Source organism: Cupriavidus sp. 05N38 (assembly GCF_056397345.1).
Window position 1 is genome coordinate 1 of sequence record NZ_JBFTNF010000125.1, and the last position, 8746, is coordinate 8746.

Consider the following 8746-nt stretch of genomic DNA (forward strand, 5'->3'; position numbering starts at 1 on the left):
GCCCGATCGCGCCCATCAGGGCATCGATCCCGGTGGACTCGAATCCTCCCTTCTTGGCAATCGCTCTGCTGCTGTTCAGAAGCTTCTCCCGAGTCTCCTGCTTGTGACTGCTTGAGTATCGCATTCGGCTCACCTTGAATATATCAACCTGCGGGAAGTATAGCATTACGATCGTTTAGGATTGAGAGCCGTTTGTCAGAGCGGGCGCCAATGGCAGCGCATTCACTCCACCTTGAAGGTGGCTGCGTGGGGCTGCGCGGGTGGTCGATGGTCGTGAATACATGTTGACATGGTCCTACGGGTAACCTACGATCGTTTACCAAACGAACGTTAACCAAAGATATTGCGGCGTTTTCTGGTATCAGATCCGGCTCAGAGAACGCGATCATTTGGGCACGCCGGCAAGCCGAGAGTTCGCCATCCCACCCGCTGGGAACGGAGCGAAGCAACCCCGGATACAACTGGGGCATAACAATTGAGGAGACGTCAATATGGAAGCCAGACGCTGGCATGGATCCTACCCGCCCGGGATGCCACTCGAGATCGAGGTAGAGGAGACAGCTACGCTCGGAGCGATGATTGAAAGGACGGTCACTTCGTTCTCGGCGCGCCCGGCCCTGACGTGCCTCGGGGAGTCGCTGAGCTACGCAGAGCTTGGCCTCCTTTCCGAGGCGCTGGCGACCTTTCTTCAGCAGTCGGGATTGAAGAAGGGGGATCGCGTGGCGTTGATGTTGCCCAGTTGCCCCGCCTTCATCATTGGCCTTGCTGCGGTGTTCCGCGCAGGAATGGTGGCGGTGCCCGTCAATCCGCTCTACACGCCACGTGAGCTGAAGCACCAATTGCAGGACTCTGGCGCGGCCGGCATTATCGTTGCTGACCAACTGCAGCAGTCATTGCAGCAAGTACTGGCAGAAACAGGCATTTCGCTGGTACTGACAGCGCCGGTGGTCGGGATGAAGCGTGTCGCCGGACAACTTCCGGCAGCGGCTGCCGATGCTGAACTTGCTGAAGCAGTCGACGCGACGGGCAAGTGTCGACTCCTGCCATTGGCGACAGCAATCCTCCAGGGAAGCAGAGGGAAGCTCGCCGAGGTCTCCCAGACGGCGCAGGACATCGCGATCCTGCAGTACACCGGTGGTACGACAGGCGTATCCAAGGGCGCGATCCTCACGCATAAGTCGGTCAGTGCGAGTCTGGCCCAGGTTCTGACATGGGCGAGGCCGGCACTGACAGCGCCGCAGGCTTCGATGGTGACGCCTCTGCCGCTGTATCACATCTTTCCGCTTGCCACTGCGTTGCTGGCGCTATCGGTGGGCAGCGAAAATCGGTTGGTGCCAAATCCGCGAGATCCCGGGTCGGTGGTTGCGGAGATGAAGCGGCGGCCATTTCAGATGTTCATAGGCGTCAACACATTGTTCAACAGCCTTGTGAATGAGCCGGAGCTTCATTGCGTCGACTTCAGCGCTACGCAACTGGTGGTGGGCGCCGGAGCGTCGATCCAGGCTGCCGTAGCCAAGCGTTGGCGCGCTACGGGGGCGCCTGCCGTTACCGAGGCTTACGGACTCACGGAGACCTCGCCGAGCGCCACCTTCAATCCGCCAGGCCGCAGTGGGACGATCGGCATTCCCGTTGCCTCTACGGACGTACGCCTGTTGGATGACAATGATCAGGACGTTCCACTGGGGGGCGCGGGTGAGCTACTTATCAAGGGCCCACAACTCTTCAGGGGTTACTGGAACCGGGAGGAGGAAACACGGAAGGCGTTCTTTGACGAGGGGTGGTTCAGAACGGGAGACATTGTGACCATGGACGAGCAGGGGTTCATGACAATGGTCGACCGCAAGAAGGACATGATTCTCGTCTCGGGATTTAACGTCTATCCGAACGAGATCGAGGCTGTCGTGGCCATGATGCCAAATGTCATGGAGGTTGCCTGTATCGGTGTTCCCGACGAGCGTTCAGGCGAGGTACCCCACTTGTTTGTTGTCCCGCGCGATCCCACTCTGACGAGGGAGCAAGTGGAGGTTCACTGCCGCACACAGCTTGCGGGATACAAGATGCCACGACACGTTACGCTTATCGATGCGTTGCCAAAGTCCACGGTCGGCAAGATCTTGCGCAGAGAACTGCGTACCCGCATGCCGTCCAGTCAAGGAGGATCCTCACGCTGAGGGCAGCGTTGCAGCCGCCTACCTGCGGCTCGCTGGCCACGTGGGTCTTGCATGGATTTGGGCTCGTATGGTTGCGATTGGCCTGTCCAACGGTCCCTCTACTGATCCCATCTACGCGTCCAAGGTAGCCACGGCACGCTTTTACTTCAGGAAGCTGCTGCCAGAAATCCATGCGCTCGCAGCAGTGATTTCCGCCGACTCCGAGCCAATCATGGCGGTTGATCTCGGCTGACGCCCATGGCGTGAAGGGCGTGCCGCTTCGGCCTGGCAGCGGTGCGCGAAACCTACCCTTGCGCGATAAGCAACGGCAGATTTCTTGTCAGCGTCGACCGGGCACGGTGGTTCTGGCATCCAAGGTCCGCATGGGTGATCGGACCCAGTTCCATGATGAGCACGGGCAGCGTGAACTGAGGCGCGTTGGTGCCAGACGGGCGCAGCGCGTGATCGTAGATAGCAGGGAAATGCAGCCGGATGTGGCTTGTGCCGCCGCATTGGGCGGGGCTGGGACGGCTGCAGCGCCACGTGGGACTGGCTTGAGCAAGCGAGCCACGCGGGGCGGACGGTTGCATCAAGGTTGGGCGCCGTCAAGGTGTCGCGCGCGCACTTAACCTGCCTCGCGGCAGATCGCAAGGCTGGTAAATCACCGTTGCAAAATCGAACAGAATGTTAGACGCCTCGGCGCTACAGTGGCCCTTCCCATGCCTGTAGGCGTTCTAGGAGGTATCGAATGAAGCAACATCTGGCGAAATCCCTGTTGATGGCTGGCGCATTGATCGCGTCCTTCCCGCTGCTCGCGCAGCAGGCCCAGCCCGTTCAGCCGACCCAGCCGATGCAATCCAACCAACCGATGCAATCCGCGCAGCCTGCGCAGTCGATGCCGGCACAAAGCGCACAAGCGGGAGAAGCGATGCCGATGCAGGCCGTGCCTGCGACAACGCAGGTCGCCCAGGGGGCGATGCCCGCCGCGCTCGAACAATATGGGCAAGGCGGCGTCCAGCCAATGCAACAGGGTAGGGCGCCGGTACCGGCCGACCCCTCGCTCGCGCGCAGTCCCTCTCCGGCGGTGGATCCAGCCAGCATGAGCCTGGCTCCCGATGCGCTGGGCACGCGCATGGGTCAACGCAATCCCTTCCTCGACGGCGCCTGAGCGCCGCTGCGCAACCGGGGCCTGTCAGTTCGCTGGCGCGCTAGCTTGCGGGTTGGGCAGGAATGCGCCGGCATTCAGCCGGTCACGGCGCCGAGCCGATCGCCCCGGTCGCGAGCGCCAGCGTAGCGGCCGCAGCCAGTGCGCCGCTATAGGCATCGGCCGACGCGTTCCGAGCCAATAGCAACTGGTTCTGCGCCAGGTTGGCTTCGGTCACCGTCCCCACGCCTTTGCTGTACGCTGCAAACGCCGCGTTGTAGGTGACCTGGGCCGCGTCGGCCAGTTCCCTGGCCGCGTCGTACGCGGCCAGGCTCGATTCGAGCGCGCTCTGGCTGACTACCACCTGCCGTACCGATTCGTCCTTGGCCCGCGTCAGGCGGGCCGATGCGCTATCGACGTCATTGCGCGCCTGCGCGAGCGCGGCCGAGCGCAGGCCGCCGTCGTAGAGAGGCACGGAAACCCCGAGAAATACGCTGGCGCCGTAGCGATAGCCGTTGAGGTTCAGCGTCGGGGGCTGCTGGCCAATCGGCGGAATCGCCGTGATGGCCGATCCGCCCGATGCATACGACGTGTACGCGGACAGGAACACCTTGGGCAGGAACGCCGCCTCGGTGGCCTTGACCTTGGACTGGCTGGCCCGCTCGGCCGCATAGGCGCCCAGCACGTCGGGCCGCCGCGCGATCGCATCCTCGACGATCTGCTCGATGGAGCCGCGCAGGGCCGGCGACAACGGCCGCACCGGCATCTCGGCGATGCGCGGCTTCGATAGCGGCGAGATGCCGATCGCTGTGACCAAGGCCAGATACGCGTCGGTTTCGGCTCCCTGCGACTGCACCATCGCCAGGTTGGTCTGTGCACGGTTCTGCGTGGCCTGCGCCACCTCCACCACCGTGCCGATGCCGCGCTGGTAGCGGGCCCTGGCCGCCGTGAGCACGGCATCCGCGTTGGTCATCGCCTGTTGCACAGTGCCGGCGCGCGAACGGGCCGCCTGATAGCGATAGAACGCCACGCTCACCTCGTGGACGATGTGCTGGTGGACGGCCGTAAACGCAATATTGAGCGCGATCGAAGCCTGCTCCGCGGCACCCACAATCCCCGCACGCTCGCCGAAATCGAACAGCAGCCATTGCAGCGACAGCACCGACACCGCGCCGTGGCTGGACGTATTGGCGCCTGCGGTTCCCAGGGCCGTGTTGGTGGAAAGATGCCCGTTCTGGTATCCGCCCATGGCCGCGGCCGAGATATGCGGCAGATAGCTGGCCTTGGCGATGCCCGCGGCCAGCGCGGCATTGCGCGCGTCGTTCCAGGCGATGCGCGTCAGCGGGTTGGCGGACTCGGCCATATCGATCAGTTCCGGCAACGAGTATGCATGCGCCGGATCGAGTGCGGGCGGCGGTGCGAGCGAAGCCAGCGCCGCGTTGGCAGGCAGCGCGTAGCCGGACGATCTTGTCGTGGTTGCCGGCCTGGCCGCGGCGCCAGGCACGATCTCTCCGGACGCCGTGGTGGCGGGTTGCCACGGCCGGTCGGGTTCCGGCGGTGCCAGATCGAGCGACGACGTGGCACAACCGGCCAGCATCACAGCTATCAGCGATAGCGGAGCCCCCAGCGAATCAGGTTTGCGCATGGATCGAGGAAGGATGGGGCGCCTCGGCGGAGTCGTCAGGGGATTCGGCGAGGCGTTTGTCGATGAGCGCCAGCAGGGCGTCGCGGACCGGTTCATCGTGGCCGGGGGCGGCCGCGGATTCGGCGGGCTGCACCGGTTGCGGAGCCACGTCGTGGGCCAGCAGCGTGCGAAGCCGTTGCGCGAGGTCGGGGTCGCCCGGGAACCGCTCGGCGAGCAGGAAGGCCGGTCCGGCAATTGCGTCGAGCTTGCGCAGGCGCTGCCGGCGGTCGTCGACCCATCCAGCTGCCGGACCCACGGACGCAGGTTCGTAGTGCGCGAGGACCAGGTCTTGCACGACACTGCCTTGCAAAGCCAGCGCGGCCGCCGCATGCCTGCGCCGGTCGTCGGGCTGCCTGGCATTTACCAGCTGCTGCCATTGCGCGACCAGTCGGCCCAGTGCCGCCTCGATGCGCCCGGCAATGCTGACCGGCCAGATACGCGTGAACACCAGATAGACCACCAGGTTGCCGAGCATCACGCCGATGACGCGGTCGCGCGCAATGGTCAGGTCGAATCCCGGGCCGGCGCCCTGGATGACACACAGATAGAACGCAAACGCGACCTGGAAGCCAGCATACGCAATGCGTGGCGAGCCTTGGGCAATCCAGGCGGATAGCCACGAGCCCGCGAAGACCAGCAGCATCAGTCCGCCCACGGATGACAACGATGGCACGATATACACGAGTGCCGCCGTGCCGATGGCCGCGCCGACCAGACAACCGGCCAGGCGCAGCGAGAGCTTCTCCACGGTCTCCGCGGCGGTCCCGAGCGACACGAGATAGCACGTGATAAAGCAGGTATGGATGCCCGGCCAGTTCAGCTGCTGATAGAGGAGATAGCAGAACATGGCCGCGCCGGTCGTCTTGAGCGCGTAGTGGATGTGGTCGCGGTTGGTAAAAGCGTCGGCGTCGAGGAAGCCGCCGCGGCTGCTTGCGGGCGCCGCGGGCTTGACCGTGCCAGGCTCGGGAGGCTGGGCAAAGCCATTGATGGCCGAGTGCAATTCCCTGGCGGCTGCCGCCTGCGCCGGGGCAAGCTGGCTGGAATCTGGAAGGACCAGCCCGATTTCCACCGGATAGCCACCAGCATCGAGCATGCGCGCCATCGCGTCGAGCGTGTCGGCAATCGGATCGGCAAGCGATGCGGGCAGCGCGCCCGGCTGCCGGCCGGCGACATCGGCCGCCATCAGGATCGCCATCGTCGACGCCGCCGCATGGTGCAGCGCCGCCGAGTCGATGGCGTTGGCCGAGCCTTCGATCCTGGCAAGCTTCAGCCATCCGGCCACCGGCTGAACGCCATCATGCAACAACGCATGCAGCGCGGCACCGTTTGGTCGTGGATCGCGCACGCAGGCTGCCGCTGCGCGCAGGCAATGCGCCAGCCGGTCAGATGCCAGCCGGCGCGGGGACGGGCCCAGCACCAGATTGACCACCACGTTCACGCCAATCGGGATCGCCACCATCAGCAGGGTATAGAGCAGGGCGCGCGTGGCCACCTCGCCGCCGGGCACCAGGCCGAGTTCATCGAGCGCGAACCCGATGATCATCGCAATGATGGCGCCCACCGGGCGCAACTTGCTGGCAGACGTCAGGAAGAGCAGGGCGGCCGACAGCACAGCCATGCATGCCACCCGGCGCAGCGGATCGTCGACACTGAAATCGGCCAGCAGCATCACGAACCCGACAATGATGGTGACCAGCACCAGCGCCGCCACGCTCATCACGATGCTGGTGGTGCGATCCGCCCGATTGATGAAGAAGACGACATAGGCGGAGATGGCCGCTTCCGGTGTGCCATAGATGCTGGTGACAAGTACCGTCAGCGTGCAGGCCACTGCAATGCGCGTGGTAGCCGCCGCGCGCCCGGGGAACGATGCCAGCAGGGCGCCGATATCGGCCAGCCCCGGACGCAATTTGTCAGTTGCAGGCCGCGCCATGCCGGATCTCGACGGTTGCGCTTGCACCCACCCGGGCCAGCATTTCCGGCGGATCTTCCAGCTTGATCCGCACCGGGAATCGCTTGGCCACGCGCACCCAGTTCACCGACGGCTGGACATAGGGCAGGGAGCGCGGCAGGTTCAGCCGCTCGGTATCGGTGATGCCGACGCCGATGCCATCAACCTTGCCGCGGATGGCATGGCCCCGGTCGATCATCGAATAGACCGTGGCGCAGTCGCCCACGTGGATTTCGGCAAGCTGCGTTTCACGGAAGTTGGCCACGGCGAACCATTCGCCGGTATGCACCAGGAGGAAGAGCGACTGGTTGGGAAGCACGACTTCGCCGGACAGCACGGTCAGGCCGCTAACGCGGCCATCGTGCGGGGCGCGAACCACAGTGTCATCCAGCGCCCGCTGGGCGATGGCCAGCGCCGCCTCGCGCGCCCGCACCGTCGCCATGGCATCGTCGACCGTGCCCACCGCCTGTGCCGAYGCGGCACGCTGCACATTGGCCTGTTTCAGCGAGACAGCCGCGTCGCGCTGCGCCACCTGGGCCTGATCGAGCTGCTGCTTCGGCACGTAGCCATCCGCGGTCAGCGGGCGCAGGCGCTCCACGGTGCGCGCGGTCAGCGCATAGTTCTGTTCGGCGCGGGCGATCTGCTCCGATGCAATCGCGGCATTGGCGCGTTCGGTGGAAATCGTGCGCCGGCGCGTGCCCAGCGTGGCCTGCGCCAGTTCCAGGTCGGCACTCGCCTGGGCCACGGCCAGCCGGTACGGCACCGGATCGATCTCGAACAGCACGGAGCCCTTGGCCACCTGCTGGTTTTCGCTGACCAGGATCCTGGCGACCTTGCCGCCCACGGGCGAGGCCACATGAACCATGTCTGCATCGAGCGCGGCATCGTCGGAAGACGGAAACCGTGCGGTGCGATGCCAGGCATAGACGGAAAGCAGGACGGCAAGCAGGACGATTACCAGGGCAACCACTTTGCCGCGCAGGGGGTTCTTACGGGCGCCGGCCATTTTCATAGGATGTGCCCCGTACCGATTAACCAGACGACTTCAGCGATCATCAGGCCGATTGCCGTGTTCACCAGCAGCGGGAACCAGACGATATCCGCCCAGCCGGTCATGACAAACACCCGCCAGGAGATGACGGCGCCCACGATGCCCACCACGGCGCTCAGAAGCCAGAGCGGAAAATAGGCGCCAAACAGTCCGAAGGACGGGGCGCCGGCGCAACCATAGAGCGAAGCGGCCAACGCGACGAGCGCAAGCGAGCGTGCCATGGGATCCGAGGCAGGTTTAGTTCACGCAATATAGCAGCGCGGATTCGTGATTGTCCAAGCGGCAAGAAAATTGACGTCGCTTTGACACAAGCGGAGAAAGGCTCCGACCGATGCGTGGAGAGTGTCGGTTGACGAGACTGAATGAGGCCGCAGGCCAAGTGGTGCTCGCCAGCGCGTCGCAAGGCTGATGCCGTTTCCTGGCCGGCGCAGAGTCGGCGAGCCAGGCGCCTAGAGGCATGACACTTACGGGCTCTCGGTCGCCACTGTTCCACGAGGACGGAGCTGTGATGCATATACGGTGTGAGCGAGCGTCAGGCACCGAGCGGGAAGATAGGCTTGCACACAGGCGGTACTTCAGCACGGTTTTGCCAGATTACTGCATTTAACATAATCCTCATTATGCGAACATTGGATGTAGCGGCAAAGTTGTAATGTCCGGTTCTAGCAAAGTTCAAATGTCCGCCTGAGGGCCTGTCCATGGTATTCAGCCTGCCCGGTTGAATGCAATGGAGACGCCCGAGGATGGCTAGACCCGAGGTCATTAC

7 protein-coding genes are annotated in these 8746 nt (G+C 64.2%); 3 read left to right on the forward strand and 4 right to left on the reverse strand.

Going from position 1 to position 8746, the window contains the following annotated elements:
- Nucleotides 1–491 precede the first annotated feature (491 nt).
- The 3 genes from AC1DK4_RS39915 (at nucleotide 492) to AC1DK4_RS39925 (ending at nucleotide 3318) form a co-directional block, all read left to right on the forward strand.
- Nucleotides 492–2171 (forward strand): AMP-binding protein, encoded by a 1680-nt coding sequence (locus tag AC1DK4_RS39915; protein ID WP_441624154.1) that lies wholly within the window; start codon nucleotides 492–494, stop codon nucleotides 2169–2171.
- Entirely contained in the window at nucleotides 2083–2403 is a 321-nt protein-coding gene (locus AC1DK4_RS39920) for an acyl-CoA dehydrogenase C-terminal domain-containing protein (RefSeq protein WP_441624156.1), read from the forward strand. Before AC1DK4_RS39915 ends, AC1DK4_RS39920 begins: the two co-directional genes overlap by 89 nt.
- Nucleotides 2404–2898: 495 nt before the next feature.
- Nucleotides 2899–3318 carry a hypothetical protein gene (locus AC1DK4_RS39925; RefSeq protein ID WP_441624158.1) on the forward strand — a complete coding sequence of 140 codons (420 nt, stop codon included), beginning with the start codon at nucleotides 2899–2901 and terminating at the stop codon, nucleotides 3316–3318.
- A gap of 82 nt (nucleotides 3319–3400) precedes the next feature.
- Here the strand turns inward: AC1DK4_RS39925 and AC1DK4_RS39930 are convergent, their stop codons facing one another.
- From AC1DK4_RS39930 to AC1DK4_RS39945, 4 genes are read right to left on the reverse strand one after another with little or no spacing between them, the layout of a single operon-like run.
- Nucleotides 3401–4939 (reverse strand): TolC family protein, encoded by a 1539-nt coding sequence (locus tag AC1DK4_RS39930; protein ID WP_441624160.1) that lies wholly within the window; start codon nucleotides 4937–4939, stop codon nucleotides 3401–3403.
- Nucleotides 4926–6911 (reverse strand): FUSC family protein, encoded by a 1986-nt coding sequence (locus tag AC1DK4_RS39935; RefSeq protein WP_441624161.1) that lies wholly within the window; start codon nucleotides 6909–6911, stop codon nucleotides 4926–4928. Before AC1DK4_RS39935 ends, AC1DK4_RS39930 begins: the two co-directional genes overlap by 14 nt.
- Nucleotides 6892–7941 (reverse strand): multidrug transporter subunit MdtN, encoded by a 1050-nt coding sequence (gene mdtN, locus AC1DK4_RS39940; RefSeq protein ID WP_441624163.1) that lies wholly within the window; start codon nucleotides 7939–7941, stop codon nucleotides 6892–6894. The genes AC1DK4_RS39935 and mdtN overlap by 20 nt, the downstream gene beginning before the upstream one ends.
- Nucleotides 7938–8201, reverse strand: a complete 264-nt coding sequence (locus tag AC1DK4_RS39945) for a hypothetical protein (RefSeq protein WP_441624165.1) — start codon at nucleotides 8199–8201, stop codon at nucleotides 7938–7940. The genes mdtN and AC1DK4_RS39945 overlap by 4 nt, the downstream gene beginning before the upstream one ends.
- Between the last annotated feature and the right edge of the window lie 545 nt (nucleotides 8202–8746).